Genomic DNA, 26,943 nt, shown 5'->3' on the forward strand with positions numbered 1-26,943 from the left:
CGCTGCCCTGTCTGGCTGGTTAGCCGATGTTCTGGACAGCGGCACGGGCGCGGGCCCCGGTGTTTGCCGCGGTCTGGTCATTCTGCTCAAGGGTGTTCCGGACCAGGCGGATGATTTCCTTGACCTCGCCGGCTGCGTTCTTCCAGCGGGTTTCCACGCCCTGGTACTCCTCGGAGACGCCGTCGGCCTGGTAATCGGACATGGCGGCGGCAACGGCCTTGTCGCGCTCGGCGATCAGGCTCTCGAGCCGGCCGACGATGGACTGGATTTCGCCCTGTACCTGGGCGGAAATGTCGGTGTCGTAAGTAAGACGGTCCTGGGACATAGCAGTTCCTTTCGGAGATCCGGCAAGTGCCGGGAGAAGTGAAGCCTGTAAGGGATGCCCGCTGCTGCGGACCGGACGGACTAGCGCGAAGAGCTGAAGTTGGCGGCGTCGAAATTCGCGGCGCCCTGCTGCTGCGAGGCGTTGTCGGCAGACTCCTGGTCGCCGGTGTGGAACGCCAGGTCCATTTCGCTCTGGCCGGTCAGGATCGCGGCGAGCGCGCCATTGAGGTTGTTGGCGATTTCGTCGGCACGGGCCTTGAATTCGTCGAACTTCACGCGGGCCTGGCCGTTGAACTTACCTTCGAGCGGCGCGACCGCGTCAACCAGGTTCCGGACCAGCTGGCCCATGTCCTCGTTTGAGCCTCCGGTCTGTGAGGTCAGCTGCGACAGGGTCTGTGAGCCCATATCAAATTTCATCGTTACCACCTTCATGGCGCTTGGCTGCGCTCTTCGTCTGTCCAGGTTGATCGTTTCGCAGGAATTACCAGCAGAAGCTTTGTGGAGACTGTTAGAGGGTCTGCGGGTAGTCCAATAGAATCCCAAACGCCACATCCGTCGCAACCGTTCAGCATGGGTAGAACTCCCCACTCGGTCTGTCATCCAGCGGTTTGGCGGTTTCGGGATGACATGATGGATACGCGTTGCCGGGCCGCAGAGCCGATGAGCATCGCCAGCCACACGAAACCGACGCCAGAAGAGGAGTGCCTGCATGGCCAACGACTACGACAGTCAGCTCATCGAGTCTGTGGTGGTCCGGCGCAACCGGCTGACCTCTGCCCTGCTATACGGCGAGAATCCGCACCAGCGCCGCTGGATGGACACCCTGAGGTTGTTCCTATTCAGCATTGCACTGGCCGCACTGATCGCCGCGATCTGCGTGGGCTACTCCTTTGTCAGCAACCTGCTGGCCGAACAGCGGCAGAAGCAGCAGGAACGCTCGGCCTCGGCCTGGGTGCAGCTGCATGCAGATCCCCAGCACGGGGCGCTGCCCCTCGAGAACCTACGACCGGAAGCCTGACCGATGCCCCTCGCTTTTACCCGCGTCACGCTGATCGGCGAAAGCCGGCACCTGGATCTGCTGCTGCCGGCGGACCAGCCGGTGGGTACCCTGATGCCGCAGATCCTCGACCTGATGGCGGACTCACCGCGCGACGAGGTTGCGGCCAAAGTGCTGGTCCAAGCGTCCGGCGAGCCCTTGCCCGACCAGGCGACACTGTCCGACGCCGGTGTCAGCGACGGCGGCAAGCTCACCTTGTTCAACGCCTCCGATGCTCCGCCGCCCGCCGTCGTCTACGACGTCACGGACACGGTGGTCGAGGAAACCGAGTCGGTGGGCGGCCGCTGGGACGAGCGCTTCCGCCACCTGATGGCCGGCGCCTTCGCCGCCCTGGGCAGCTGGGGCGCAGCGGAAATACTGCTTAGCTCGTTCGCGGGGGGCAGCAGCTGGTGGATTCTGCTGGCCGTTGCAGTTGTCCTGCTGGCCTTGTCCACTATCTTCGGGACGCCGCAGCGCAGGAACGTCGGACTGACCTTGGCCGGCACCGGCTGGCTCTTCGGCCTCGGCTCCGTCCTGCACTTGGACCGCGGGATCGAGCTGAAGCTGCTGGTCCTCGCGCTGCTCTCGACCGTGGCCTTTGCCGCCGTCGGGACAGTACTGGGCCGGTCCAAGGCCATGTTCGGTGCGGCCGGAACGCTGGCCGCCCTGACCGTCATCTGGGCTGCGTGCGGCTTTTTCTCCGGTGATCCGGTTCGTGCAGCAGCCATCGCCGGAACCACCAGCATTGTGCTTTTGGGCCTCACGCCGAAGATTGCCCTCTCCGTCTCCGGTCTGGCCACGCTGGATGACCAGCGTTCCCAAGGTGGTTCCATCCGGCGTGCCGATGCCATGGACGCTATCCGCGCCGCGCACCGGACCCTGGCCCTGGGCACCGTTTTGACGGCACTATCCATCGCCGCGGCACTGTGGATCCTGGGCACGGACTCTACGCAGCAGACCTGGACGCTGCCGCTGCTGGCCGCATTGGTCCTCGCCGCAAGCCTGCGGGCGCGGTCCTTTCCGCTGGCAGCCGAGCGGGTCTCGCTTTACATCGCCGCGTCGGTGGGAGTCGCCGCGCTGGCCTTGTCCGCCCTGCGGCTGCTGAACGGCTCCGAATGGCTGGTGGGCCTGTTCCTGCTGGTGACGGCGCTGGCCGTCGGCTCTGTCCTCACGCTGAGACTGCCGGCGCACACGGCCGCGCGCCTGCGCCTCGCCGGGAACAAGATCGAGACGATCGCCATCCTGGCAACTGTGCCGCTGATCCTCGGGCTGTTCGGACTCTTCGCCCAGCTGCTGACGAGCTTCGGCGCATGAGTCCGGCACGCACCGCAACCGCAGACCGGCCGGCAACTCCGGCCCGGCTCAGCTCCTTGGGAAGGAAGCCCCAGTGACGTACGATCCGTGGACTCCCCAGCCGACGCCGCAGACCCGGCGCGAAGCTCAGGCCGTGCAGGCCGGAGGCGATGGCGGTTTCGGCGGTTTCGAAACCTCCACCGACACCTTCCGCCGCCGACTGCGCACCCGCCAGGGACTGCCCGCCGGGGCCCGTGTCATGCGCCAGCTCACCAGCCTCTTCCGCTCCGACGACTACCCACAACGGCTCAGCGCGGCCGCTGCCGGAGCTCAGGAACCGGTCACCACCGGCCGCCGCGTCGCCGTCATCAGTTCGCGCGGCGGGGCCGGCAAGACAACGACGACGGCGCTGCTCGCTTCCGTGTATGCCGCCATGCGCCAGGACTCGGTGGCCGCCGTGGACAACGACCCGGGACTCGGCTCCCTGACGCTGCGTCTTGGCCTCGAGCAGGCGCCGTCCGTCGATGAGCTGGCCTCCGCCGTCGTTAGCCGAACCCCCGCGAGCCACGCCGAGCTGGCCGGCCGGATGGGGGCAGCGGGGGCCAATCTTTATGCCACCGGCGTCCGCTTGTGGCAGCAGCGCGCGGAGTACCCGGCGCTGGGCAACGCCCTGACCGCAGTCAGCCGTTACTTCCCGATCACCCTGATCGACTGTCCCACCGGCATCAGCCATCCGGACAGCGTATGGGCGATCAAGTCCTCGCACGCCGTGGTGCAAGTGGTTCCGGCCACCGTTTCCGGAGTCAATGACGCGCTCAGCTATGCCCGAGCCTGGCGGCAGGATCCGGCCACGCACGCGCTGCCGTTGCTGACCGTGGTGACCAGCACCGATTCCGATGCTCCGCTGGACCCGGTCAAGGAGGCGGTCCGGCTCAGCCGCGAAGGCCTGGACGTGCTCGCCCTGCCCTACGACCGCCATCTGGCCGCCGGCGTCGAAATCGATCTGGGCCTGCTGGCACCGCAGACCCGGCTGGATGCCACCACGCTCGCATCCACCGCCCTTCACGCAGCCAACGGGAACCGGTGATATGGGCGTCAAGATGATCCACCGCCCGGCCCGGACCACTCCCCCGGCACGCACCGTGGAACCCTACGCCCTGGATGCGCCGCCGCCCGTGAACGAGGGCCGCAGCGGCATGAACATGATGTCGCTGGTGCCGCTGCTGGGCGCGGGCGCGTCCATGACGGTCATGATGCTCTTCCGCGGATCGTCCCTGGCCGCCGTCGGTGCATTGATGATGATCGTGACCATACTGGCTTCCATCGCCATGATGGTCAGCCAAAAAGGAAAGCAGGCCCGGCAGAGCCGCGACCAGCGCGAGCACTACCTGGAATATCTGGAGCGCGCGCGGACCGAACTGCGCACCGATGAGCAGCATGCCATCAAGGTTGCCCGGGTGAGCAGTCCTCCGCCGTCGGCCTTGTTCGACATCATTCGCAATCCCAAACGGATCTGGGAACGCCGCCGTCGCAACGAGGACTTCCTGGACGTTCGGATCGGCAGCGGCGAGCGGCGGAACCGGGAGATCCGGGTCAATGACTCGACTTCCGGCCTGCAGCAGACGGACCAGTTCATGACCACCGAACTGCAGATCCTGCGCCAGCGCTTCGAGGCCTCCCCAGAGCTGCCGCTGACCATTCCGCTGGACTCGGCGGGCAATGTCAGCCTGGTTGGTTCACGCGAGTTCGCCTTGGCCGTCTGCCGGAACCTGCTGGTCGAGGCCGCTGCGTTCCATTCCCCCGAGGACCTGCACATCGCGCTTTCCGTGCCGGCGGACCGGTACGGCGACTGGGCGTGGGCGACCTGGCTGCCGCATCTGGCGGACCAGTCGCGGACGCACCGCACCGGGCCCGTCCGCCGGCTGGCTCCCTCGCTCGATTCGCTCTCCGACCTGCTCAAGGACGACCTGCAGAACCGCTCCACCATCGCCGCGGAAGCGCGCAAGAACCATCTCGGCAGGGGCGGAGCCGGCGTCGGCAATTCCATGCCGCGGCTGCTGATCATCGCCGATACCTACGGCGAGCCGCCCCAGGAACTGGCGCTGCCGGACCAACTGTCCTCCCCCGGCCAGCTGGGTACCACGGTCATTTACCTCACCGACAACCGCCGGCACGAACCGGGCGAGGTGAGCATCCGGATCAGCGAAGCGGCGGCCGGCCCGCGCAGCTTCCTCAGCCAGAACTACCGCGAGGATCCGGTTGACCCGGTGACCGAGGAAGGACTGCTGGACGAATTGCCGCTGGCCACCGCGGAGTCGCTGGCCCGCGAACTCGCGCCGATGCGGCTGTCCCCGGATTCGCTCGAGCACAACAGCGCCGAGAGTTCCGTGGGTTACCTGGAGATGCTGGGCCTCTCGCCCAGGCTGGACGCTGCGGACATCCGCAGGCTGTGGCAGCCGCGCAGCGAAATCGACTTCCTGCGCGTCCCGCTCGGCCCGGATGACCGGGGCAAGCCGGCCATGCTTGACCTCAAGGAATCCGCGCAGTTCGGCATGGGCCCGCACGGCCTCTGCGTGGGCGCCACGGGTTCGGGCAAGTCCGAAATGCTGCGCAGCCTGGTGCTGGGGCTGCTGGCCACCCACTCCCCCGATGTGCTGGCCATGGTGCTGGTGGACTTCAAAGGCGGCGCCACCTTCGCCCCGTTCGAGGGCGCCCCGCAGGTCACCGGCATCATCACCAACCTCTCCGATGACCTGACGCTGATCGAGCGCGTCTATGCCAGCCTGAATGGCGAAATCCTCCGGCGGCAGGAATTGCTCAAGGCCGCGGGCAACATCGCCAACATCACCGACTACCAATTGCATCGCCAGGAACGCCTGGCCCGGGGCGAAGAGATGGACCCGCTCCCGCACCTGGTGGTCATCATCGACGAGTTCGGCGAGCTGCTGACCGCCCGGCCGGACTTCATCGAACTGTTTCTCTCCATCGGCCGCATCGGCCGGTCCATCGGCGTGCACCTGCTGCTGAGCAGCCAGCGGATCGAGGGCGGCAAGCTGCGCGGCCTGGACACGTACCTGTCCTACCGGATCGGCCTGCGCACCCTCTCCGAGTCCGAGTCCCGCACGGTGCTGGACACCCCGGACGCCTTCCATCTGCCGCCGGTCCCCGGCTTCGGCTACCTGAAGGTGGACACCACCACCTACACGCGCTTCAAATCCGGGTATGTCTCCGGCCCGGTTGAGGTGGAGGAACCGGAAGCGGAACAGGACGAGTCCGAGGAACTGGTGCTGGCCGTCCCGCGCTACGCCGCCATTCTTGAAGACGCCGCTGCCGGAGCGGCCGGCAGCAAGCCGGCAAAGTCGGGCCTGCGGACCAAAGCTTCGCAACGCACCACCGGGCCCACCGTCATGTCCACGCTGATGGAAACCCTGCGCACCTTCCCGCGCTCGGTCCAGCCCATCTGGCTGCCGCCGCTGCCGAAGGGCATCGCCCTGGACACCGCGGCCGGCTCCGCCGCCGCCACCAGCCAGGGCATCCGGCTGGCCAAGGGCGGCAGCCTGCGCATCCCCATCGGCCTGCTCGATGACCCGGCCAAGCAGTGGCAGGGGCTGTGGGAACTGGACCTGAACAATGCCGGTGGCAACGCCATCATTGTCGGCGGGCCGCAGTCGGGCAAGAGCACCGCCCTGCGCACCATTGTCTGCAGCCTGGCCCTCACGCACAGCCCATCCGAGGTGGGCATCTACGCCGTCGATCTTCTGGGCAGCGGCCTGTTGCCGCTGGAGGGACTGCCGCACGTGGGCGGCGTGGCGGTGCGCACCAACCGCGAAGTGGTGCGCCGCACCATCGAGGAGATCGCGGCCATGCTGGATACCCGCGAGCAGCTGTTCGAGCGGTACCAGATCGATTCGCTGCAGACACTGCGCCGGATGTGTGCCCAGGGCATGATTCCGGAACTCGCCAGCGCGGACATCGTGCTGGTACTGGACGGCTACGGCCAGCTCAGCGACGAGTTCGACGACGTCGAAAAGAAAGTCCACTCGATCATCTCCCGCGGCGGCGGCTACGGAATCCACATGATCGTGACTTCCACCCGCACTAACGAGGTCCGGATTGCCCAGCAGAGCTTCTTCGGCAACCGCATCGAGCTGCGGCTGGGAGATCCCGCGGAATCGAATTTCGGCCGCAAACTCGCCGAGTCCATCAGCGCGGACCGGCCGGGCCGCGGCCTGATGGAGCAGAAGCTCATCGGCCACATCGCCCTGCCCCGGATCGATTCCGAGCCGGATCCGGACACCGCGGTCCAGGGCATGCGGGACTTGGTCGCCGCCGTCGCGGCCTCCACGGATGACCGCGCCATGCAGGTGCGCGTCCTGCCGCCGCTGGTAGGGGCGGAAGCGGCCGTCACCCCGGCGCGGCCGGGGCGGATTCCGCTGGGCCTGCGCGAGACGGATCTGGGCACCGAGCATCTGGACATGCATGTCAAGGACCGGCACCTGGTGGTCCTCGGCGACGACGGCGCCGGCAAGACCAACGTCATGCGCTCGGTGATCCGGCGCCTGGCCGAGCAGCATACGCCGGAAAACCTGGTCTTCGCGGTCTTCGACCCGCGCCGCGGCCTCGCCGACGAGGTGCCCGAGGAGTATCTGGGCGGCTACGCCACCAGCCCCGCGCTGGCCGAACAGCTGGCCGGAGCCGTGGCGTCGGAGCTGGAAAAACGCGTCAACGGAAACAATGACGGCGGTGCCAACAACGGCGGGAACCCTCCGCGCGTTGTGCTCATCATCGACGACTACGACATTCTCACCGCAGGCGGCTCCTCCCCCTTGAGCCGGCTGACGCCCTACCTGCCGCTGGGACCGGAGATCGGCCTGCACGCGGTACTCTCGCGACGGGTGCGCGGCGCCAGCCGAGGCATGTACGAGGCCTTCTTCATGTCACTGCGCGATTCGGGCAGCACCGGCATCCTGATGTCGGGCGACCGCGGCGAAGGCGCTCTGCTCAACGGCATCCGCGCGCGTGCGCTGCCCCCGGGCCGGGCCCAGCTGGTGCAGTCGGGCAAGCCCGTGAACACCGTCCAGCTGTACTACAACGCAACGGAGGCCGAGGCCGATGAGCAGTGACTGGACCGTCATCAGCCTGCGGGAACCGGACCAGCGGACCGTGGTCGAGGCCCTGGTCGCCACGGTCCCGGAGCTCAGTGTCAGGGAAACTGCGGAGAACTCCCTGCTGGAACTCTTCACCGACGACGGCGAGGTCGAGCTGGTGCTCGAGCTACCGCGCCTGGTCCGCGTTCCGCAGGAGGTGCAGCGACTGCTCGCCGGCGCGGAAGTCTCCGCCGTGCCCGGTGTCCGGGTGCCGGCCGTCTTCGCACCCGGCACCGGAGATCCCGCCGCCGAACCGCTTTGGTGGCAGGACGTCCACGTCCGCGACGGGCTCCCCCATGCCGCAGCCAGGGCTGACGCCCTGTGCCATGCTCTCGCCCGCCGCTGCGAGGGCGCCGTCGTCGTTCCCGGGGTGGTGCAGCCGTGAGCCACGCTTCCGCCTTCGACTTCAGCAGTGCCGCCACGGGAGTCCTTTTCCAGAACAAACCCATCACCTACCTCTCGCCCTGGATCGCCAAGTCGCACGCGGCTGCCCAGGAAGACGGACGGCACTTCGCCGTGCTGACACCGGGTACTGCCGCGATCAGCCTGCCCTTGAGCATGCTGCTCTCGGAGCCGGGCTGCCAGTGGCTGGCTACCAGCGCGGACGGCACGTTCTTTGACGGCTTCACCGGCCGGGTCCACAGCTGGAACGGTGAGGTTTTCGAACCGCTCGACGAACTCGCCGAGGACTTCCTGCTGACCCCGCGCACGCCCGGAGGCCTGCTCCATGTCCGGGCCGAGACCATGCACCCGGCTAGCCTGGGCACCCGCATCGGGGACTTCACCGTGCAGCTGTTCACCGAGCTCACCGGCCACCCGCCCGTAGGTTGGGGCCGGTCCGAACCGGTCAGTGAACCATGGGACACCGCGGCGATCACGGCCCACTGCTATGACCGGGCACCGGAAACTTCCGTGCTGCTCGCTGTGGGGCAGCCGCGGGTGGGGACGGCGGCAGCGTCGATCGCCGTCGTTAAGGTGGAACGATCCGCGGCCGGAGTCCATGAAAGTGTGGAACTCCTGGCGGAAAGCGCCGATCCGCTGGGCTCGGACCAACTGGAGGCCTTCGCCGCACGGATGCACCGCAGCCACGCTCGCACGGCCGTTCTGGGCCACGCCGTCGGCTTCAGCAACCTTGCCCGCCCGGCGCGTTTCACCGGCATGTCCGTTCCGGCCTGTGCGTTCTTCGGCTCGGAGGCGCTGCAGGACTTCGGCGCACGGCAGGCGCTGGCAGCCGCGGGACCGCGCGCGCGGTTGATCGGAGTTCCGCCGGTGCAGTCCCTGGCCGTGAACTACGCGCAGGAACCTGCCTCGGAGGAGAAGCACCCGCTGGAAGCCTGGGCAGAACTCGCGGGCAAACTTTCGGGCCGGCTACCCGGCTGAGGCCGCCACCTATGACCCCGCCAGCCGCCAGGTTGGAATACCCGGCCTGCCGGTGATGTTATGGGCTCTGTGTCAACTAACGACGGCGAGCCAGCCTCCCCTCCCAACCAGCAGCTAACTGCCGTCGCCCCGGATCTGAATGCCGTGGCAGAGACGGATGCAGCAGCAGCCGGCACCAACGGCAGGAAACCGCGCAGCGAACACAGCACGGGCCTGCTCTTCGGGCTGGCTGCCTACGGGCTGTGGGGCATCCTGCCGCTTTACTTCGCCATCCTGGAGCCAGCCGGTCCGCTGGAGATCGTGGCCAACCGGGTGGTCTGGTCGCTGTTGTTCTGCGTGCTGCTGATGACGGCCATGCGCAGCTGGCGCCCGTTCAAGGCTGCACTGGTGGACAAGCGCACCCTCGGCACGCTTTCGCTGGCCGCGGCGCTCATCGCCGTCAACTGGCTGACCTACACCGTTGCCGTACTCAGCGAGCGCACGGTGGAGGCCTCACTGGGCTACTTCATCAACCCGCTGATTTCCGTCCTGCTTGGTGTCCTCATCTTGAAAGAAAGGCTCCGGCGCGCGCAGTGGGCGGCACTGTCCGTGGCGTTTATCGCCGTCCTGGTGCTGGCGTTCGGTTACGGCAACGTGCCCTGGCTGTCGCTGATCCTGGCCTTCAGCTTCGGCTTCTACGGCCTGGTCAAGAAGAACGTGGGGTCCAAGGTGGATGCCGTCTCGAGCCTGAGCGTGGAGACCTTGGTGCTGACTCCCCTGGCCGGAGCCGTGATGGCGGTGCTGATGGTCCAGGGCCAGGCAACCCTGCTCGACAACGGTCCCGGGCATTTCTGGCTGATGGCTGCCGGCGGACTCATCACTGCGCTGCCCTTGCTGTTCTTCGGCGCTGCGGCCCGGCGCCTGCCGCTGAGCATGGTGGGCATGCTGCAGTATCTGGCCCCGTTGATCCAGTTCATCCTCGCGCTGGCCGTCTTCAACGAACCGATGCCGCTGGAACGGTGGATCGGGTTCGGCCTGATCTGGCTCTCCCTGATCATCCTGACTACGGACATGCTCGCTTCCTACCGCAAGCTGCCCCAACCGGCCGCCGCCTGAACCGGTCAGACGTGGCCCGGCGCATCCAGCCCGTGCACGCCCTCCTGCGGAACCACGACCATGGGCACGGGCAGCGCCCGGAGCACCTTCAGCGCCGTGCTGCCCAGGAACAGCCGGTTGCGCTGGGCGAGCCGGCTTGAACCGATGATCACCAGTTCGCCGTCGTCCCAGTCCAGGCTGTCGATGGCCTCTTCGATGCTCCGTCCGTGCGCCACGGTGACGGTTGCGGTTCCGTCCAGTGCATTGGTTGCGGCTTCTGCCAGGACCGAGTTGGCGTGCAGATGGGCCTGGTGTATTGCCTCGCCCGAGTCCGAGCGTTCGTGCGTGTCCAGCGCCACGAGCGAGACCAGCCGCAGCGGCAGGCCACGACGGCGGGCAGCCCGCAGCGCCACATCCCGAGCCGTCTGGGCACCCTGCCGCTCGCCGATGAACGCCGTCAGACGGGTCAGCGGCCCCTTCCGCTGGTAGCCGCGCGGCGCAAGGGCCACGGGCACCGGAGAGGCGTGCAGCAAGGCGTTGGCGACGCTGCCTACCGAGAACCGTTTGAACAGCCCGTTGGAGGCGGCACCGATGACGATCAGCGCGGCCGATTGCGCAGTGGCTGTTTCGATCAGGCCTTCGGCGAAGGAATCCGAGTCCACCACCCGGAATTCGGCGTCGATATCCGAAGGGACCAGTTTCAGCGCTTCGCGGCGCGCGGTCAGGACCTCCTGCTCGCCGGCGCTGATGCGTTTGCCCTGCGGATTGACGGCTACGTAGGGCGCGTTCTCCGGCACCACGTAGACGATCTCCAGCCCGGTCCCCTGCGCCCGCGCAACGGTTACTGCCAGCGCGATGGCATCGGCTCCCCGGTCATCCGGCTGGTACCCCACGACATATCGCATCCGTTCCACCCTCCACCGCCGCGGCGGTCACCGCATGAGCATTATGAAGCGACTCTACCGTGAGGCAGGACACATTTCATCAGCGGGATCCGGAAGCCGCGAGGGGGCAGGACCGGCCGCTGCCGGGTCCTGCCCCCTCGGACAGATGCGTTGAAGGGTCAGGCGGCGGCTGCGCGGATGGCGCCTTCGAGCACGTCGAGGGCATCCGCCAGCAGGTCGTCGCCGATGACCAGCGGCGGCAGGAGACGGACCACGTTGCCGTAGGTGCCGCAGGTCAGGATGATGACGCCTTCCTTCAGGCAGGCGGCGGAAATGGCCTTGGTCGCCTCGGCGTTCGGGGCCTTGGTAGTCCCGGCGGTCCCCGGCTGCACAAATTCCAGCGCCAGCATGGCTCCGCGGCCACGGACCTCGCCGATGATGTCGACCTCGGCGGCCAGCTTATCCAGCCGGGCACGCACCTGGGACTCGATCGAACGCGCCCGCGCGTTCAGGTCCTGCTCCTTCATCGTTTCGATTGCAGCCAGTGCCGCGGCGCAGGCCACGGGATTGCCGCCGTAGGTCCCGCCCAGTCCCCCGGCATGCACAGCATCCATCAGTTCCGCGCGCCCGGTGATCGCGGACAGCGGCATGCCGCCGGCGATCCCCTTGGCCATGGTGATGATGTCCGGGACGATGCCCTCGTGGTCGGAGGCGAACCACTCACCGGTGCGGCAGAAGCCGGCCTGGACCTCGTCCGCGATGAAGACAACGCCCTTGTCCTTGGCCCAGGCGGCCAGCGCCGGCAGGAAGCCCTCGGCCGGGACGATGAAGCCGCCCTCGCCCTGGATCGGCTCGATCAGGATCGCGGCGACGTTTTCGGCGCCGATCTGCTTTTCGATCATGGTGATCGCGCGGCGGGCCGCGTCCTCGCCCTTGATATCGGCTTCCTCGCGGAAGGGGTAGCTCATCGGCACGCGGTAGATCTCCGGTGCGAACGGGCCGAAGCTGCCGGCCGGGCTGGATTTGTAGGGGTTGGCCTTCGCCGTCAGGCCCATGGTGAGGTTGGTGCGGCCGTGGTACGCGTGGTCGAAGGCGACGACGGCGGTGCGTCCGGTAGCGACGCGGGCGACCTTGACGGCGTTTTCAACGGCTTCGGCACCTGAGTTGAACAGTACGGTGCGCTTGTCATGGTCGCCCGGGGTCAGCTCGTTCAGCTGCTCGGCAACCGCGATGTAACCCTCATACGGGCTGACCATGAAGCAGGTATGCGTGAAGTGCTCCACCTGTTCCTTGACGGCGCCGACGACGGCGGGATCGGATGCGCCGACACTGGTCACGGCGATACCCGAGCCCAGGTCGATGAAGGAGTTGCCGTCGACGTCCTGGACAATGCCGCCGTCGGCGTCGGCCACGTAGACCGGCACGCCGGAGGCGACGCCGCTGGCCACGACCTTGGCACGGCGGGCAGCGAGTTCGACGGACTTGGGCCCGGGGAAGTCACCGAGGATTTTGCGCTTCTGCTCGAGCCGGAACTGGGGCTCGGTAGCCTGAGTGGTCATTATTTTGCCTTTCAACTTGTTCAGGTAGGTCGTTATTGTTCGTTGCTAAGCGTCCAAAGCGCTCATGACGTGCTTGATACGGGTATAGTCCTCGACGCCGTACATGGACAGGTCCTTGCCATAGCCGGACTGCTTGAATCCGCCGTGCGGCATTTCTGCCGTGAGCAGGATGTGGGTGTTGATCCAGACCGCGCCGAAGTCCAGATCACGGGAGACACGCATGGCCGTCCCGTGGTCGCTCGTCCAGACACTGGAGGCCAGGGCGTATTCGACGTCGTTCGCCAGCTCAACGGCTTCGGCCTCCGTGGCGAACTTCTGCACGGTGATGACGGGGCCGAACGTTTCCTGCTGCACGATATCATCCGTCTGCTTCGCACCGGTGACGATAGTGGCTTCGTAGAAGAATCCCTTGTCGCCGGCGCGCTTGCCGCCGACCGCAACCGTGCAGTGTTCGGGCAGCGCGTCCATGACTGCGTTTACGGCATTGAAGTGGTTGATGTTGTTCAGGGGCCCGAAGTAGTTCTCGGCGTCATTCTCGGAGCCGGTCCGCAGCGTCCGGGTGTGCTCGACCATGGCGTTGACCAGATCATCGTGCGCGCTCTCTTCCACTAGCACGCGGGTGATGGCAGTGCAGTCCTGGCCTGCGTTGAAGAAGGCGAATTCGGCAATGGCCGCGGCACTCTTCTTGATGTCGGCGTCGGCGAAAACAATGGCAGGCGCCTTGCCGCCCAGTTCCAGGTGTGCGCGCTTCAGGCCCTTGGCGGCTCCGCTGGCCACGGCGATTCCGGCGCGTACAGAGCCTGTAATGGAAACCAGGCCAGGGGTCTTGTGTTCCACCATGGCAGCGCCCGTGCCGCCATTGCCGAGCACCACATTGACGACGCCGGCCGGGAAGATGTCCTTGACCAGCCGGGCCAGCACCAAAGTGGACTCCGGCGTCGTGTCGGAAGGCTTGAGCACCACGGTGTTGCCGGCGGCAAGGGCCGGGCCGATCTTCCAGACGGCCATCAGCAGCGGATAGTTCCACGGTGCCACCTGTGCGACCACGCCGATCGGTTCACGGCGCACAAAGGACGTATGTCCTTCCATGTATTCGCCGGCGGACTTGCCTTCGAGCAGGCGTGCGGCCCCGCCGAAGAAGCGCAACTGGTCGGCACCGGCGGCCACCTCCTCGGAGGCAATCATTTCCCTGACCTGGCCGGTGTTGCGGTGCTGCGCCTCGACCAGTTCCTCGCTGTGGGCTTCCATCGCGTCCGCGAGCTTGAGCAGCAGCAACTGGCGCTGGCTGGGTGTGGCGTGTTTCCAGCTCTTGAAAGCCGCGGCCGCCGCAGCCATCGCATCATCAACATCGGATTCAACCGAGACCGGGGACTGGGCCACCACTTCGCCGTTAGTCGGGTTGATGATGTCGAGCAGTTCGGTTCCGGCGGGAGTGACGAATTCGCCGTTGATGAAGTTCTGCAGGGTCTGAACCACGGTTTACATCCCTTTTCTGGCCTCAGGCCGTAACGCGCATAACCGGTCAGCGGCTGTGATTGCCGCAACACTGCCGACAATATGCCCCAGGCCCGGCCCGCAGCCATAGCTTCCTGCACACGGACCGGCGCTGACGTTCGTGCACATGCCCAACCGGACTTGCACGCCGGACGCGTCGATGCCCCGCTGCGCAGGCAACGGGGCATCATCAGGATGAAGCAACGGGCATCAGAGCTCCGGTGCGTGCTCCTCGGGCATTCTGGTGTCGTCTTCCGGGTGCCGCTGGAGGTTGACCAAGGCGAGGCCGAGGCCTCCCCAAACGGTCAGGATGGAAATGATCAGCATGATAATGGCCGCGGTGCTCATTTGCTTACCTCTTTCCTATTCGGCGCATCCAGCACAGGATCGTTGGCCGCGGATTTGCTGCTCCAGGGGATGAGCGACAGGACCAGTGCAACCACGATCAGCGCCACCACCATGCCCCAGCCAAAAACGCCCACAAACCACGTTGGCATCTCGGCGTAGCCTTCCTGGATTTTCTTGATCAGCTCGCTAATGAGAATGTAGCCCAGGACGATAGGCGACAGGATGCCCACGAGGATCCGCCAGCCAAGCCCGAGCTTGATGGAAGACACGTCGCTGACGTGCCCGCCCAGCAGCGGCAGCTTCCGAAAAGCGTACGTCAGCAGCAGGACCGTGACCAACGCACAGGCCATAATGCCGAAGTTGTTGACGAAGGCGTCCGTGACATCCAGGAGATTCAGTCCAGTGGTGGTCGGGAACAGCAGGATCGAGATCAGTGCCAGCGGGATACCAACGATCCACGTGGTCTTCACCCGTCCCATACCCAGCTTGTCCTGCACAGCCGAGATGATCACCTCGATGATACTGATCAGCGAGGTGAAGCCGGCGAAGACCAGCGATCCGAAGAAGAGGACGCCAAGCAGCGCGCCCAGCGGGGCCTCGGAGATGATGGTCGGGAACGCGATAAAGGCAAGGCCGATACCGCCGGAACCGGCCACCTCTCCGACCTCTGCGCCTGCGGTGAAGGCCATGAAACCGACGGCGGCAAAAACACCAATGCCAGCCAGGATCTCGAAACCGGAGTTGGAGAAGGCCACCACAAAGCCGGAGCCGGTCAGGTCGGTTTTGCGCTTGAGGTAGGAGGCGTACGTGACCATGATGCCGAATGCCACAGACAGTGAGAAGAAGATCTGGCCGTAGGCAGCCGCCCAAACACCGGTGTTGGTCAGCGCGCCCCAGTCCGGGGTGAACAGGGCGTCCAGCCCGTCAGCCGCACCGGGGAGGAACAGCGACTGGACCACTAGGAGCAGGAACATCACCAGCAGCAGCGGCAGGAAGATGATGTTTGCCCGGCCAATGCCTTTCTGGACGCCCGCAGCCAGGACCAGCAGCACCAGGGCCCAGACAATGACCAGCGGAATGAGCACATTGGGCACGAAATCGAAGCCGATGTTGATGTTCTCGCTGACCTGGAGGAAGTCGCTGATAAAGAATGTGGCCGGATCCGCGCCCCAGGCTTCGGTGAACGAGAAGATCATGTACATGCCGGCCCACGCGATTATTACCGCGTAGTAGATGGAGATGATGAAGCAGATAGCGACCTGCCACCAGCCGAGCCCTTCGGCCTTCGGCGTCAGGCGTCGATAAGCCAGCGGCGCAGAGCCCCGGTGGCGGTGCCCCACTGCATAATCAAGGAACAACAGCGGAATGCCAGCCGTCAACAGAGCGACCAGGTACGGAATGATGAATGCCCCGCCGCCGTTTTCATAGGCGACGTAGGGAAAGCGCCAGATATTTCCCAGGCCGACGGCGGAGCCGATGGCGGCGAGAATGAATACTTTTCGGGTGGACCACATCTCGCGCGGCGGCTTGGCCGGCGGCGCCCCCTTCGGGTGCGACAGATTGCTCATGCTGGGACCTCATAACGATTGCAAAATGACTGATTTCGCCCATCATAGACCCGGCCCCATGCGCGAGGAACAACACCCCGCGGGTGAACGCACAAACCGTTACCGCTGTTGCAGGATGCCTTTCCGTGATTCCAATGCCCCGCCAAAGGCGCCCGTAGTGCACGTGCACAATTAATGCCCGTATAGTTGCCCTATGGCTGTCTCTCTTGCCAATCTTCTGGCCCAAAAGTCCCTGCACCTGCGCGTCGTGGGGAAGGCAGCCGGTAATCCCGATGCTGCCATCACCTGGGTGGCGACGACCGAACTGGAAGACCCGCTGCCTTTCCTCGGCGGCGGCGAAGTAGTGCTGACCACCGGTTTGCGCCAAAAGACCGCTGCCGCCCAGCGGCGCTTCGTTGCACGGGTCCACGAGGCAGGCGCCGTCGCCATCGGCTTCGCTTTGGGCCTCTCGCACAGCAAAGTGCCACCGGCGTTCCTGAACGAGGCAGACCAGCTGAACCTGCCGGTATTCGAGATACCGTACGAAACGCCCTTCGTCGCGATCAGCCGGATGGTCGCCGATGCCATCTCGGCCGACCACTACCGCAAACTGGAGCGGCTGCTCTCCGACCACCAGGCTCTCTCGGCCTCGCTGCTGGGCGGCGGCGGCCTGCCGGCACTGCTGCGCACCCTGGCCGGAATGGTGGGTACCGACGTCGAGCTTTCGCAGTATGGGGCAGTGCTGTTCAGCACCGGAGCCGGCGCTACCGGCAGCTGGAACAAGGTGCCCATCGCCACCGGGCTGAAGGACAGGTGCACGCTCGCACTGGCCGAACCGTATGACCGCAATGCCATTGTGGACTATGCACAGAGCATGATCAGCCTGGAACTAAGCAACCAGGCCAAGCACCGGGCGGCCCAGCGCAATGCCGCCGGGCAAATCCTGCAGGACATCGTCCGCGGCACCCTGCAGGGCCAGGACGCGACGCTGCGGCTGAATACGATCGGCGTCGACACCACGCGGCGCCAACTGGTCATGCTGGTCCAGACCGCCAGCGGGCAGCGCGCCGCCCTGCGGACGTTGCCCCTGCCCGCAGCCTTTGAGGGGACCGCCACCGGACTGGTCGATGAGCGGTTGGTCCTGGTGGTCCGGGACGCGGAATCCGGCGAGCGCCTCGGCGAGGAACTCAGCAACTACCTGTACGACGCCGGCCTGACCGCCACCGTGGGTGTGGGTGGCAGCTATGCCCAGCCCAACGGCCTGCGCTGGAGCTACTTCGAGGCGAAGGAAGCCCTCACCCACGGCGCCCGGCTGAACGTGCCGCAGCGGCTGTCACTGACCTCGCTGCTGATGGCCTCCGAAGATGTGCCGCTGGCCGACCTCGCCGCCGAAGCACTGGATCCGCTCTCCGAGTTCGACGCCGCCCACGATGCCCAGCTCATGTCCACGCTGGAAACCTATCTGGAACTGAACGGCTCGGTGGCCGCGGTCGCCGAGACCCTCGGGCTGCACCGCAACTCCGTGCGGTACCGGCTGGCCCAGATCATCGAGCTAACCGGCTACGATCCGGCGTCTACGGCGGACCGGGTCCATCTCTGGCTGGCCTTGACCGTGCGCCGGCTCGCCGCCGAATCCGGTTCCGCCTAGCTCCGTTCCGTTCCGGCGGCAACAGCTGCGGCCATTCCCCCGGCGGCGGCCTCCGATGAACGGGAAATCCGGACCATGTCTTCCCGGGGTACTACCTTGATCCGTTCGCGTGCCACCGGGCCGGCTGCCGTTGCTTCGGCACCGAGTGCGCGCTCGTGCGCATCCAGTTCCAACCAGCCGTCCCATGTGGTGTATTCCACGCCGCGGTTCCCGAGCAGTTCCAGGATGGCGGCTTCGTCCGGCCGCGCCGCAGCCGGCAGTCCGGCGCGGTCCGCCAGCAGATGGGTGACGGTTTCCAGCGCGTCGCCCTTAGTGTGCCCGATCAGGCCCACCGGACCCCGTTTGATCCAGCCCGTGGCGTACAGCCCCGGTACCGGATTCCCGTCAGCATCCAGCACTTTGCCGCCGTCGTTCGGGACCACGCCGCGCTGGTGGTCGAATTCGACGTCGGGCAGCGCGGACCCGAAGTAGCCCACCGCCCGGTAGACGGCCTGGACCGGGTACTCAACGATCTCGCCGGTGCCGCGCACGTTGCCGGTGCCGTCGAGTTCGGAGCGCTCGAAACGGATTCCCGTGGTCCGGCCGGCTGCCTCGCCACTGCCGGCGAGGATCTCCACCGGGTTGTGCAGGAAATGCAGGTGCAGCCGGCGCGATGCTCCGGTGTCCTGCTCCTCCACGAGCCAGTTGGTGAGCGTGTTGACCATCGTCTTGGTCTGGTTATTGGAGCGGATCTGCTCGTCGGAGCCTTCGTCGAAGTCAAAGTCCTCCGGATAAAGGACAATGTCGACGTCACGGGAATGCGAGAGCTCGCGCAGCTCCAGCGGAGTGAACTTCACCTGCGCCGGACCGCGGCGGCCGAAGACGTGGACGTCGGTAACGGGTGAATTTTTCAGGCCCCGGTAGACGTTGTCCGGGATCTCGGTAGCCAGCAGGTCATCGGCATCCTTGGAGAGGATCCGTGCCACGTCCAGGGCCACGTTGCCATTACCTATGACCGCGATCTCCTTGGCCTCCAGCGGCCATTCGCGGGGAACGTCCGGGTGGCCGTCATACCAGGAGACGAAGTCCGCCCCGCCGAAGGAGCCCTCAAGCTCGACGCCGGGAATGTTCAGGTCTGCGTCCTTGATGGCGCCGGTGGCGAAGATGACCGCGTCATAGTGTTCGCGCAGATCGGCCAGGGACAGGTCCGTGCCGTAGTCCACATTGCCGAAGAACCGGATATCACCGCGGTCCAGCACCTTGTGCAGCGCCGTCACGATCCCCTTGATGCGGGGGTGGTCCGGGGCGACGCCGTAGCGGATCAGGCCGTACGGAGCCGGGTAGCGGTCGAAGAGGTCGATGCTGACCTGCACCGCACCGGAGGCCACCTCATCGCTTTTCGTGAGGATATCGGCGGCATAAACGCCGGCCGGACCGGAACCAACGACGGCGACGCGAAGCGGCCTGGCGCCGTCGGAATGAGGAGCCAGTGCAGCCTCCGGCTTGGATGGCTTTCCTGCGCCTGAATGGGGCGAGGCAAGGGGGGATGCTGTCATCGGAGTGTTCCTTTCGGGGAATCCAGGTCAATGGGAAGAGAGGTTGTGAGGGGATCTTGCAGGACTCAGGCCGCACGGGACTTCAGCAGTCCCCGGCCGCGCAGCAGCCTGCGCTCAACGGGGGCGAAAACCAGCAATTCAATGACAATGCCGATGGCCAGGATCAGCAGAATGGCCGACACGACGATGGCCATATCGGACAAGTCCCGGCCCTGCTGCAGCAAGGAGCCCAGGCCAAAGCCCATGGACCCGCCGACGGTGATGATTTCGGCGGCCATCAGCGAGCGCCAGGAGAAGGCCCAGCCCTGTTTGAGACCGCCGATGTAGCCCGGCAGTGCGGCCGGGAGGATGATCCGGGTTGCCTGCTGCCAGCGGTTGGCGCCCAGGACATGGCCTACCCGCAGGAACTGCGGCGGCACCTGGTCCACACCGGAAATGAGCCCATTGATGATCGAAGGCACGGCGCCCATGAGCACCACGAAATACACCGTGGCATCGGTCAGTCCGAACCAGATGATGGCAGCCGGCACCCAGGCCACGGACGGCAGAACCTGCAGCCCGGAGATGAGCGGGCCGAAGGCGGCTCGCAGCCCCTTGTGCTGGGACAGCAGCAGGCCGGCCGGGGTGGCTATCACCGCTGCGATCAGGAATCCGAGCACACCGCGTTCGAGACTGGTGAGGATGGTCTCCTGCGCGGCGCCGTCGCCCCCTAAGGAGCCCAGCGCCGCGGCCACATCGGCCGGTCCGGGCAGGATGTCCGGGCGCGGCTGCACAATCCAGATGTACATTTGCCACACATAGACGATGGCGGCGAGCGCGAACACGGGCAGCAAGGCCTTACCGATGGCCAGTCTGGCTGTGGACCTGCCCGGTTGCTGTGCCTGCAGCGCATCCAGCCCGGCTTCCAGCTGGCCGACGTCGTCGTTGGATTCTGTCTCAAGCCGCATGACGGCGGATCTCCCGTCGCAGCTCGGTGGTGATTTCGCCGGACAGTTCGGCACGGTCCCGTGCGTCCAGCCCGTCTCCGACATTCCATTCGGCGGCGATACGCCCGGGGCGGGATGACATCAGCAGTACCCGCTGCCCCAGCCGCACCGCTTCACGGACATTGTGCGTGATGAAGATGATGGTCCGGCCGGTCCGGCGCCAGATCCGTTCCAGTTCGTCGTGCAGCAAATCCCGGGTGATGGCATCGAGGGCCGCGAACGGTTCGTCCATCAGCAGCAGCTCACGGGACTGGGCCAGCGACCTGGCCAGGGCCACCCGCTGGCGCATGCCCCCGGACAATTCGTGCGGACGCTTTTTCCCGGCTCCGCCCAGGTGGACCAGCTCCAGCAATTCCCGAGCCTGTTCTGCGCGCTCCTGCCGTCCCACGCCGCGCAGTTCCAGCGCCAGCTCGACGTTGGCCTGCGCCGTCAGCCAGGGGAACAATGAGGCGTCCTGGAACATAAACGCCGCTTCCGGAGCTTTCAGCTCTCCTGCCGTGGGTTCTTCCAGCCCGGCCACCAGGTTCAGCAGTGTGGACTTGCCGCAGCCCGAGGCGCCGAGCAGAGCAACGAACTCACCTCGCTCCACGCGCAGATTGACGTTGTCCAGCACCAGCGGGGCGTCCGCGCCGAAGCGCTTGGAGAGGCCGCTGATTTCCAGCTGGGCGCCCGCGCGTTGCAGCACGGTGTTTTGGGAAGTCATGGTCCTCACTCCTTGCCCAGGCCGGCAGCGGGAACGGCAGGATTGCCCTCCCGCGACCGGAGCCCGTTGAGAATGGACAGATCCAGAATGGTGCTGATGTCGGCCTGCTCGGTAGTGCCTGCGGTGACGCCGTCCTCCAGCAGCTGGGCCAGTGCGGCGGCGTGGGGATCCAGGGTGAACGTTATGTTCGCCAGCGAGCGCCGCACCACCTCGTCGGTGAGCGGCAGGCCGTGGGCATCTTCGAGCCCCGCGTTGATGGCCTCGGCCACAATGGCCGGATCTGCGGCCAACGTCTCATTCAGCCATTCCACGGACCGTTGTTCGCCGGCGATCAGGGCCTTGACCTGCTCGGGATGCCGGTTCAGGAAGTCGGTGCCGACAATCAGCAGTGTGGTGGTGAACTGGCCCTCGGGCCACAGGTCCCGCTCGTCGACCAGCACCTTTGCGCCGGCTTCGAGTACCAGCCGCGAGGCCCACGGTTCCGGCACCCACGCCCCGTCGACCTGTCCGTCCTTGAACAGCTGCAGAGTGCCGGCATTCTCCGTGGGGTTGATGGTGACGCCTGCTTGGCCGTCTGCGGCAATCGGAATCCCCTGTTCCTTCAGCCAGACTCGCAGGGCAACATCCTGGGTCCCGCCAAGCTGCGGCGTGGTCAGCGTGGCCCCATGCAGGTCCTCGGGGTTGTCGATTCCTTCGCGCACCACCAGTTGGGCACCGCCGGAACTCGCCCCCGAGACGATCCGCAGGGACCGTCCCTCGCTCTGCACATAGGAGTTGATGGCCGGGTTAGGGCCGATGAAGGCGGCATCGATGGCGCCGGCGTTCAGCGCCTCCACGGCGGCCGGACCCGCGTTGAAGACCTGCGTAGACAGTTCAGTCCCGCCAAGCTCCTCGGCAAAGAACCCTTTATCCACACCGATCAGCGCCGGTGCATGGGTCACGTTGGCGAAGTAACCGAGCCGCAGCTCCTGCGCATCGCTGACCGGGACCTCGACCTCATGTCCGCCCCTGCGGTCGGCTGCGAGGGAAGCCGCGACCGCCCCGGCAACAATTGCGACGGCCAGCCCGACGGCGAGCAGGACTTCGGACGTGCGGCTGGACAGCAGGAGCCCCTTCTTCCGGGCCCGGTTAGCCGCCATGAGGCTCCCCCTCCCCGCCTGGAACCCCGCTGGCAATGCCGGCGGCGAGGGTGTTGCCGTCCACGGGATCGATCACCAGGAAGGCTCCGGTCCGGCGGTGCCGTTCGTAGGCTTCCACCGGCAGCGCCGAAGCCAGCCGGATCTGCACGGTACCGATGTCGTTGAGCCCCAGGTCCGCCGCCGGCTCCTGCGAGAAACTGGCCAGATCCAGCCGGCCGGTGATGGAGCGGAGGAGCCCCTGCACCGTCCTGCTGCCATGCTTGACCAGGACCTTGGCGCCTTCACGCAGCGGCTTGGGCGAGAGCCAGCACAGCGAGGCGTGCAGATCCTGGCTCGCCAGAGCGAAGGTGCCGGTTTCCACCAGCAGATCGCCGCGGCTGATGTCGATATCGTCGCTGAGCCGCAGCACCACGGACTGCGGCGCGGAGGCCTCCGCCAGGGAGGTGCCGGCGAAATCGATGCCGGCCACCGACGTCGTTATTTGGGTCCCGCCGGCGGAGCCGAGCACGGTGACGCTGTCGCCGACGCGGACCACACCGGAGGCCAGTTGCCCGGCATAACCGCGATAGTCCCGGAAGGTCTCGGGATCCAGGCCCGGCGCCAGCGCCCCCTGCGGCCGGATGACCGACTGCACGGGGAACCGGAACGCTTCGAATTCGTTCTCGAGTTCGTCCACCGCGGGCAGCGTTTCCAGCACCTCGAGCAGCGCCGGCCCGGTGTACCAGGGCGTGCGGGCCGAGAGCTCGACGACGTTATCGCCTTCCAGCGCGGACACCGGTACAACGCGCACGTCGGGCAGCCCCAGCTCCGCGGCTGCGCCCAGCAACTGTTCCTCCACATCCCGGAACACGGCTTCGCTGAACTCCACCAGGTCGATCTTGTTGACCGCGGCGACGATGTGCGGCACGCGCAGCAGCCGGGCCACGGCCAGATGCCGCCGGGTCTGTTCCAGCACGCCCTTGCGGGCATCGATCAGTACGACGACGGCATCCGCAGTGGATGCGCCGGTCACCGTGTTCTTGGTGTACTGCACATGGCCCGGGCAGTCGGCCAGGATGAAGCTGCGCTTTTCGGTGGCGAAGTAGCGGTAGGCGACATCGATGGTGATGCCCTGTTCCCGCTCGGCGCGCAGGCCGTCGGTCAGCAGGGCCAGATCGATCTGCTGGCCCTGCCCGTTGCCGGACGCGGATCCGCCGAAGCCGCGTTCGGCGCTGGTGCGGGTGACTGCCTCAAGCTGGTCCGCGAGGATCGATTTGCTGTCATGCAGCAGCCGGCCCACCAGCGTGGACTTGCCGTCGTCGACGGAGCCTGCCGTGGCGAACCGGAACAGCGTGGCGGTCTGGAAGTCGGTGGTGGTCATTAAAAGTACCCGTCCTTCTTGCGGTCTTCCATGGCGGCCTCGGAGATGCGGTCATCGGCCCGGGTGGCGCCACGTTCGGTCAGGGTGGAGGCCGCGACTTCGATGACGACGTCGTGCGCGGTGGCAGCGGCTGATTCCACGGCGCCGGTGCAGGACATGTCCCCCACCGTCCGGTAGCGCACCCTTCTGGTCAGCACTTGCTCGCCCTCGCTGGGCTGCGACACTTCGCCGACGGCCCGCCACATGCCGTCCCGCCGGAACACTTCGCGGTCATGCGCGTAGTAGAGGCCCGGCAGCTCGATGCATTCGCGCTCGATGTAGCGCCAGACATCCAGTTCGGTCCAATTCGAGATCGGGAAGGCGCGGACGTGCTGGCCTACGGTGTGCCGGCCGTTGTAGAGGTTCCAGAGTTCGGGGCGCTGGTTGCGCGGGTCCCACTGGCCGAACTCGTCGCGCAGGCTCAGGATCCGTTCCTTCGCCCGCGCCTTGTCCTCGTCCCGCCGTCCGCCGCCGAACACGGCGTCGAACCGGTGGCGCGAGATCGCCTCCAGCAAGGGAACGGTCTGCAGCGGGTTGCGGGTGCCGTCAGCCCGCTCGGACAGTTCGCCGCGGTCGATGAACTCCTGCACGCTGCCCACCACCAGGCGCAGCCCCAGCCTTTCCACGGTCCGGTCGCGGAATTCGAGTACTTCGGGGAAGTTGTGGCCGGTGTCCACGTGCAGCACCGGGAACGGAACCTTGCCCGGCCAGAAGGCCTTGGTGGCCAGGTGCAGCATCAGCACGGAATCCTTGCCGCCGGAGAACAGCAGGGCCGGCCGCTCAAACTCAGCAACCACCTCGCGGATGATGTGGATGGCCTCGGATTCCAGTGCGTCCAGCGAGGACAGCGCGGCGCGCGGGGCGCTGGCTGCCGGGGTGGCCGCCCCGGCGGGCGGACGGTCTTCGGTCAGGTAAGTGGTGTTCATTGATGAATTCCGCATTCCGTCTTGGCGAGGCCGGCCCAGCGGCCGGCACGAGGGTCTTCGCCCGGGGCAACCGGGCGGGTGCAGGGCTTGCATCCAATGGACGGATAGCCGTTGGACAGCAGCAGGTTTACCGGCACGCCGTTCCGGCCGGCGTACTCCAGCAGGTCATCGAAACTCCAGCCTGCCAAGGGGTTGACCTTGACCAGGGCATGCGCGCTGTCCCAGGTGACGAGTCCGGTGTTGGTCCGGGTGGGTGCCTCATCGCGGCGGACGCCGGTGAACCAGACGCCGTAGCCGGACAGGGCCTTTTTCAGCGGACGCATCTTGCGCAGTTCACAGCACAAGGCCGCGTCGCGCGAAAACAAATCCTTGCCGAGGCTACGGTCCTGCTCGGCCACCGTCTGCTCCGGCAGCACATCCACCACGTTGACGTCCAGCGAACGCGCTACCTCGTCCCGCGTGGCCTGGGTTTCCGGAAAGTGGTAGCCGGTCTCCAGGAACAGGACATCGACGCCGGGCAGCTGCTGGGCGACCAGGTGCGGCAACACGGCATCGGCCATTGAGCAGGCGACGGCGGCCTCGGCTGTGCCGAAGTTCCGCGCCACCCAGGTGACAACCTCGGGTGCCGGGGCGTCCCACCCCAGTTCGGCTGCCCCGGCGTCGGCCAGCGCGCGCAACTGCTCCTCGCTCCGGGAACGGGATGACGAAGTTGCCGTGGTTGGACGTGCGGTCATTTCAGTGCTCCTTCCTCGGCGCGGTGCGCCCATTGCGCGAAGGTCTCGCCGTCGTTCTTTGCGGCGGTGTACTGCCGGATGAGCCGCTCCACGTAGTCGACCAGGCCATCGGCCGTGACCTTAAGGCCGCGGACCGTGCGTCCCAGGCCCGGTTCCGCACGGTCCACTGCGGCCAGTCCGCCGCCGAGGTGGACCTGGAAGCCCGGGGTCTGCCCGCCGCTGCCGTCAGGCAGCAGCTGGCCCTTGAGCCCGATGTCGGCGGTCTGGATCCGGGCGCACGAGTTCGGGCAGCCGTTGATGTTCAGGCTCAGTTGCTGCGGCAGTTCCCCGCTGTCCGCAAGGTCCTTGAGCCGGGTTTCCAGCTCGGTGATCGCCTCCGCGGCGGTGGTCTTGGTGTCCACGATGGCGAGCTTGCAGAATTCAATTCCGGTGCACGCGATGGTGCCGCGGCGGAACAGGGAGGGCGCGGCGCTGAGGCCGAGCCCGTCGAGTTCTGCCGTCAGCTCCGCCACGTGTTCTTCGGCGATGTCCAGCAGCACCAGTTTCTGGTGCGGTGTGGTCCGCAGCCGGTAGGAGCCCTTGGCCTCCAGCAGGTCGGCCAGCTGGACCAGAGTGCTGCCGGAAACGCGCCCCACCACCGGCGTGACACCGAGGTAGAACCGGCCGTCTTTCTGCCGGTGCACCCCGACATGGTCCCCGGGCGAGGTGGGCTTGGGTGCGGCCGGGCCGTCCGGCAGCGGGGCGGAGAGGTACTCCTCCTCCAGGACGGCACGGAACTTCTCCGGCCCCCAGTCGGCCAGCAGGTATTTCAGCCGGGCCTTGTTGCGTAGCCGCCGGTACCCGTAGTCACGGAAGATGCTGGTGACGCCTACCCATACTTCGGCTGTCCGCTCCGGCGGGACGAAGACGCCCAGCCGTTCTGCCAGCCGTGGATTGGTGGACAGCCCGCCGCCCACCCAGAGGTCGTAGCCGGGACCGAACTCGGGGTGCACCACGCCCACCAGTGCGAAGTCGTTGATCTCGTGGACCACGTCCTGGCTCGGATGCCCGGTGATGGCGGTCTTGTATTTGCGCGGCAGGTTGGCGAAGGACTCATCCCCGATGTAGCGCTCGGAGATTTCCCGGATGGCCGGCGTCGGGTCGATGATCTCGTCCGCCGCGATGCCCGCCACGGGTGAACCGAGGATGACGCGCGGCACGTCGCCGCAGGCTTCGGTGGTGGAGAGTCCGGCCGCTTCCAGGCGGTTCCAGATTTCCGGCACGTCCTCCACCCGGATCCAGTGCAGCTGGATGTTCTGCCGGTCCGTCAGGTCCGCCGTGTCCCGGGCGAACTCCGTGGAGATCCCGCCGATCACCCGCAGCTGGTCGGTGCTCAGGGCGCCGCCGTCGATGCGGACACGGAGCATGAAGTACTTGTCTTCGAGCTCGTGCGGTTCCAGCGTGGCGGTCTTGCCGCCGTCGATTCCCGGCCTGCGCTGGGTGTACAGCCCCCACCATCGGAAGCGGCCGTGCAGGTCGGTGGCCTCGATGGAGTCGAAGCCGCCCTTGGCATAAATCTGCTCGATCCGCTGGCGGACATTGAGCCCGCCGTCCTGCTGCTTCCATTCCTCGTTGCCGTTCAGCGGCTCGGTTCCGTCGACCTTCCACTGGCCGTGGGGCTTGGTGGGCGGACGGGACGGCCTGCCTGTTCTGGTCTCTGCGGATGCTGCTGGTGCGCTCATAGTGGACGAGCGTACGGAGCCCGCCGGAGTGGCGACAATGTTCCCGAAACATCCGGTCACGGCCTG

Annotated in this window: 22 protein-coding genes and 1 pseudogene; 8 read left to right on the forward strand and 15 right to left on the reverse strand. The window is 66.5% G+C overall.

What is annotated here, in order from left to right; all coding sequences use genetic code 11:
- Nucleotides 1–19: 19 nt before the first annotated feature.
- Complete coding sequence (locus J5251_RS19480) at nucleotides 20–325, reverse strand: pore-forming ESAT-6 family protein (RefSeq protein WP_139005663.1); 306 nt, start codon at nucleotides 323–325, stop codon at nucleotides 20–22.
- 80 nt (nucleotides 326–405) lie between these two features.
- Nucleotides 406–741 carry a hypothetical protein gene (locus J5251_RS19485; RefSeq protein WP_074703288.1) on the reverse strand — a complete coding sequence of 112 codons (336 nt, stop codon included), beginning with the start codon at nucleotides 739–741 and terminating at the stop codon, nucleotides 406–408.
- Between the two features lie 292 nt (nucleotides 742–1,033).
- Here J5251_RS19485 and J5251_RS19490 point away from each other — a divergent pair, with 292 nt between their 5' ends.
- From J5251_RS19490 to rarD, 7 genes are all read left to right on the forward strand, one after another.
- Nucleotides 1,034–1,342 carry a hypothetical protein gene (locus J5251_RS19490; protein WP_205676824.1) on the forward strand — a complete coding sequence of 103 codons (309 nt, stop codon included), beginning with the start codon at nucleotides 1,034–1,036 and terminating at the stop codon, nucleotides 1,340–1,342.
- A gap of 3 nt (nucleotides 1,343–1,345) precedes the next feature.
- Nucleotides 1,346–2,674, forward strand: a complete 1,329-nt coding sequence (gene eccD / locus J5251_RS19495; protein ID WP_139005662.1) for a type VII secretion integral membrane protein EccD — start codon at nucleotides 1,346–1,348, stop codon at nucleotides 2,672–2,674.
- A gap of 73 nt (nucleotides 2,675–2,747) precedes the next feature.
- Nucleotides 2,748–3,740, forward strand: coding sequence for a ParA family protein (locus J5251_RS19500; protein ID WP_139005661.1), 993 nt, complete (start codon nucleotides 2,748–2,750; stop codon nucleotides 3,738–3,740).
- A 1-nt stretch (nucleotide 3,741) separates the two neighbouring features.
- Nucleotides 3,742–7,776 (forward strand): type VII secretion protein EccCa, encoded by a 4,035-nt coding sequence (gene eccCa / locus J5251_RS19505; protein ID WP_208574870.1) that lies wholly within the window; start codon nucleotides 3,742–3,744, stop codon nucleotides 7,774–7,776.
- Nucleotides 7,766–8,185 (forward strand): hypothetical protein, encoded by a 420-nt coding sequence (locus tag J5251_RS19510; RefSeq protein ID WP_139005659.1) that lies wholly within the window; start codon nucleotides 7,766–7,768, stop codon nucleotides 8,183–8,185. Before eccCa ends, J5251_RS19510 begins: the two co-directional genes overlap by 11 nt.
- Nucleotides 8,182–9,180 carry a DUF6177 family protein gene (locus tag J5251_RS19515; RefSeq protein WP_139005658.1) on the forward strand — a complete coding sequence of 333 codons (999 nt, stop codon included), beginning with the start codon at nucleotides 8,182–8,184 and terminating at the stop codon, nucleotides 9,178–9,180. The genes J5251_RS19510 and J5251_RS19515 overlap by 4 nt, the downstream gene beginning before the upstream one ends.
- Nucleotides 9,181–9,240: 60 nt before the next feature.
- Nucleotides 9,241–10,275: an EamA family transporter RarD gene (gene rarD, locus J5251_RS19520; RefSeq protein WP_139005657.1), complete on the forward strand. Its 1,035-nt coding sequence runs from the start codon at nucleotides 9,241–9,243 to the stop codon at nucleotides 10,273–10,275.
- A 5-nt stretch (nucleotides 10,276–10,280) separates the two neighbouring features.
- On the opposite strand, the gene J5251_RS19525 is transcribed toward rarD, so the two are convergent.
- The 5 genes from J5251_RS19525 to J5251_RS19545 form a co-directional block, all read right to left on the reverse strand.
- Nucleotides 10,281–11,159: a universal stress protein gene (locus tag J5251_RS19525; protein WP_139005656.1), complete on the reverse strand. Its 879-nt coding sequence runs from the start codon at nucleotides 11,157–11,159 to the stop codon at nucleotides 10,281–10,283.
- A 158-nt stretch (nucleotides 11,160–11,317) separates the two neighbouring features.
- Nucleotides 11,318–12,697 carry a 4-aminobutyrate--2-oxoglutarate transaminase gene (gene gabT / locus J5251_RS19530; RefSeq protein ID WP_139005655.1) on the reverse strand — a complete coding sequence of 460 codons (1,380 nt, stop codon included), beginning with the start codon at nucleotides 12,695–12,697 and terminating at the stop codon, nucleotides 11,318–11,320.
- Nucleotides 12,698–12,742: 45 nt separating this feature from the next.
- Entirely contained in the window at nucleotides 12,743–14,173 is a 1,431-nt protein-coding gene (locus J5251_RS19535) for an aminobutyraldehyde dehydrogenase (protein WP_139005654.1), read from the reverse strand.
- A gap of 228 nt (nucleotides 14,174–14,401) precedes the next feature.
- Nucleotides 14,402–14,539 (reverse strand): methionine/alanine import family NSS transporter small subunit, encoded by a 138-nt coding sequence (locus tag J5251_RS19540; RefSeq protein WP_139007238.1) that lies wholly within the window; start codon nucleotides 14,537–14,539, stop codon nucleotides 14,402–14,404.
- Complete coding sequence (locus tag J5251_RS19545; protein ID WP_139007237.1) at nucleotides 14,536–16,107, reverse strand: sodium-dependent transporter; 1,572 nt, start codon at nucleotides 16,105–16,107, stop codon at nucleotides 14,536–14,538. Before J5251_RS19545 ends, J5251_RS19540 begins: the two co-directional genes overlap by 4 nt.
- Nucleotides 16,108–16,300: 193 nt before the next feature.
- On the opposite strand from J5251_RS19545, the gene J5251_RS19550 reads away from it, so the two are divergent.
- Nucleotides 16,301–17,734, forward strand: a complete 1,434-nt coding sequence (locus tag J5251_RS19550) for a PucR family transcriptional regulator (RefSeq protein WP_139007236.1) — start codon at nucleotides 16,301–16,303, stop codon at nucleotides 17,732–17,734.
- Here the strand turns inward: J5251_RS19550 and J5251_RS19555 are convergent.
- From J5251_RS19555 to J5251_RS19590, 8 genes and pseudogenes are all read right to left on the reverse strand, one after another.
- Complete coding sequence (locus J5251_RS19555) at nucleotides 17,731–19,269, reverse strand: FAD-dependent oxidoreductase (RefSeq protein ID WP_139007235.1); 1,539 nt, start codon at nucleotides 19,267–19,269, stop codon at nucleotides 17,731–17,733. The genes J5251_RS19550 and J5251_RS19555 overlap by 4 nt on opposite strands.
- Nucleotides 19,270–19,334: 65 nt before the next feature.
- Nucleotides 19,335–20,216 carry an ABC transporter permease gene (locus tag J5251_RS19560; protein ID WP_139007234.1) on the reverse strand — a complete coding sequence of 294 codons (882 nt, stop codon included), beginning with the start codon at nucleotides 20,214–20,216 and terminating at the stop codon, nucleotides 19,335–19,337.
- A pseudogene (locus J5251_RS19565) lies at nucleotides 20,206–20,835 on the reverse strand (ABC transporter ATP-binding protein); the annotation flags it as partial. The gene J5251_RS19560 and the pseudogene J5251_RS19565, both read right to left, overlap by 11 nt.
- A gap of 128 nt (nucleotides 20,836–20,963) precedes the next feature.
- Entirely contained in the window at nucleotides 20,964–22,097 is a 1,134-nt protein-coding gene (locus tag J5251_RS19570) for an ABC transporter substrate-binding protein (RefSeq protein WP_139007232.1), read from the reverse strand.
- Complete coding sequence (locus J5251_RS19575) at nucleotides 22,087–23,457, reverse strand: sulfate adenylyltransferase subunit 1 (RefSeq protein WP_139007231.1); 1,371 nt, start codon at nucleotides 23,455–23,457, stop codon at nucleotides 22,087–22,089. Before J5251_RS19575 ends, J5251_RS19570 begins: the two co-directional genes overlap by 11 nt.
- The gene (gene cysD / locus J5251_RS19580) at nucleotides 23,457–24,422 is read right to left on the reverse strand and encodes a sulfate adenylyltransferase subunit CysD (protein ID WP_139007230.1); all 966 of its coding nucleotides are present in this window, start codon (nucleotides 24,420–24,422) and stop codon (nucleotides 23,457–23,459) included. The genes J5251_RS19575 and cysD overlap by 1 nt, the downstream gene beginning before the upstream one ends.
- The gene (locus J5251_RS19585; protein ID WP_139007229.1) at nucleotides 24,419–25,156 is read right to left on the reverse strand and encodes a phosphoadenylyl-sulfate reductase; all 738 of its coding nucleotides are present in this window, start codon (nucleotides 25,154–25,156) and stop codon (nucleotides 24,419–24,421) included. Before J5251_RS19585 ends, cysD begins: the two co-directional genes overlap by 4 nt.
- The gene (locus J5251_RS19590; protein WP_139007228.1) at nucleotides 25,153–26,877 is read right to left on the reverse strand and encodes a nitrite/sulfite reductase; all 1,725 of its coding nucleotides are present in this window, start codon (nucleotides 26,875–26,877) and stop codon (nucleotides 25,153–25,155) included. The genes J5251_RS19585 and J5251_RS19590 overlap by 4 nt, the downstream gene beginning before the upstream one ends.
- Nucleotides 26,878–26,943: the final 66 nt, after the last annotated feature.

Source organism: Arthrobacter crystallopoietes (genome assembly GCF_017603825.1).
Classification (GTDB): domain Bacteria; phylum Actinomycetota; class Actinomycetes; order Actinomycetales; family Micrococcaceae; genus Crystallibacter; species Crystallibacter crystallopoietes_B.